The sequence below is a fragment of the Nostoc sp. genome (assembly GCF_035638895.1).
GTDB lineage: Bacteria > Cyanobacteriota > Cyanobacteriia > Cyanobacteriales > Nostocaceae > Nostoc.
The window spans coordinates 1-1,539 of sequence record NZ_DASQZC010000422.1; the positions used below are offsets into that span (position 1 = coordinate 1).

A 1,539-nucleotide genomic window follows, 5' to 3' on the forward strand; every position below is an offset into this window, starting at 1 on the left:
GTAACTGCCCAACTAGCTCAGCAGGCCAGCATGGGTGTGCCGGAGAAAACGCTGCGGAGCGCTTCCATGAGCGAGAGGCCCTGTTTTCGTACAGTCGAGATGTAGCTGCGGACCCGGCAGAAGATCTCGGCTCCCTCCTGACTTCGGAAGCCGCCGGAGATCTTCTGCTTGGTCTTGAGCATGCGCAGGTCCCGCTCCGCCAGGTTGTTGTCGAAGGGGATCGCGATGTCGTACATGAAGGCCAGCACCAGGCCGGCATGCTTCCGCAGCCGCCGCACGAGGTTGTAGCCCTGGCTCTGTTTTCGCCGGCCCCCGCGCCCGGTGGGCGGACTGGGCGGGTGTGCGGCCTCGCCCTCGCACAGCAGCGCGTCGTAGCGGGCCCGGAAAGCCTCGGTCTGCACCGGTTCGAGCTGCCCCGCATCGGAAGCCCGCGCCAGCGTGGCGGCTGCCTTGATCTCCAGCAGCAGCTCGCTCATGCGTGGGGCCCAGGCTGCCTTCGTCTCTTCTTCCACGGCGACCAGGTCGCGCAGCAGGTGCGCGTTGCAGAGCGCGTGGCGGCCCGAATAGCTCAGGTACGAGGTGTACGCGTCGTGGATGCTGACGCCTTCGTAGCCCGGCAGCACGCCCATGGCGTCGATCGCCTCCCGGCCCCGCTTCGCATGCGCGCGGTAGAGCGTCAGCATAGGCGTGCCCGCGCTGTGCACCCACTGCCGCTTCGAGACGATCCGCAGCCCCGTCTCGTCGAAGTGCACGCTCGGGCTCTGCCGCAGGGCTGCGTGGATCTGCTGCTCCACCGGCTCCAGGAGTGCATGCGCCCGCTTCAGCGTACGGGTCAACGTGCCCTCCGAGATCGTCTCCCCGAACAGGTCGCGGATCAGCTCGGCCGTCCGGTCGTAGGGAAGCAGCTGGTGGACTTGCAGATAGACGGCGAGCGCCTGCACGCGGGGGCCGTACTGCACCGGACCGTTCACCCCCTCGGGGAACGCGGCCCGCGTGGTGTGCCCGCATCCGGGACAGCGCTTGTCATGCACACAGTGCTCTTCGACACGCAGAGCAAGCGGGGGGAGGTCGACGACCTGCCGCCGTTGTGCCGGGCGAGAGTCGACGCCCCGAAGGTCATCTCCGCACTGTGCGCAGCTGTCCGGCACGTGGGGGTGCACGTCATCCGGCTTCTCCACCTGCAGGCGCGTGCAGCCGGTGTGGCCGGACTGGCCACCCGGCTTCTTCCCGCTGGGCTTGCGCAGGCTCTTGGGCGGTTGCCGCCGGAAGGTGGGCTCGTCGCTGGAGGGGGGCTTGTGGCTGTTGTGGCTGTCCTTCGCCAGCCGAAGCTCCAGTTCCCGCACGCGCTCGTTCACCACCTGGACCTGGGCCTGGAACTCGGCGATGAGCGACTGCACCAGCGTGACGACCGGGTCGGGACCTGCTTCGTAGATTGCAAGGATCTCCTCGCGTGTCATCGTCGGCTGGGTTCCTTTGAGGCGAGGTTGATCTCTTTGTTTACCTCTGATGCAGAATCCGTGCGAAGACCTGGGCAGTTAC

The 1,539-nt window shown here is 67.2% G+C and carries 1 protein-coding gene; it reads right to left on the reverse strand.

From position 1 onward, the window contains the following. Nucleotides 1–17: 17 nt before the first annotated feature. Nucleotides 18–1,457: an IS66 family transposase gene (tnpC, locus tag VE944_RS21070; protein ID WP_324981403.1), complete on the reverse strand. Its 1,440-nt coding sequence runs from the start codon at nt 1,455–1,457 to the stop codon at nt 18–20. Nucleotides 1,458–1,539: the final 82 nt, after the last annotated feature.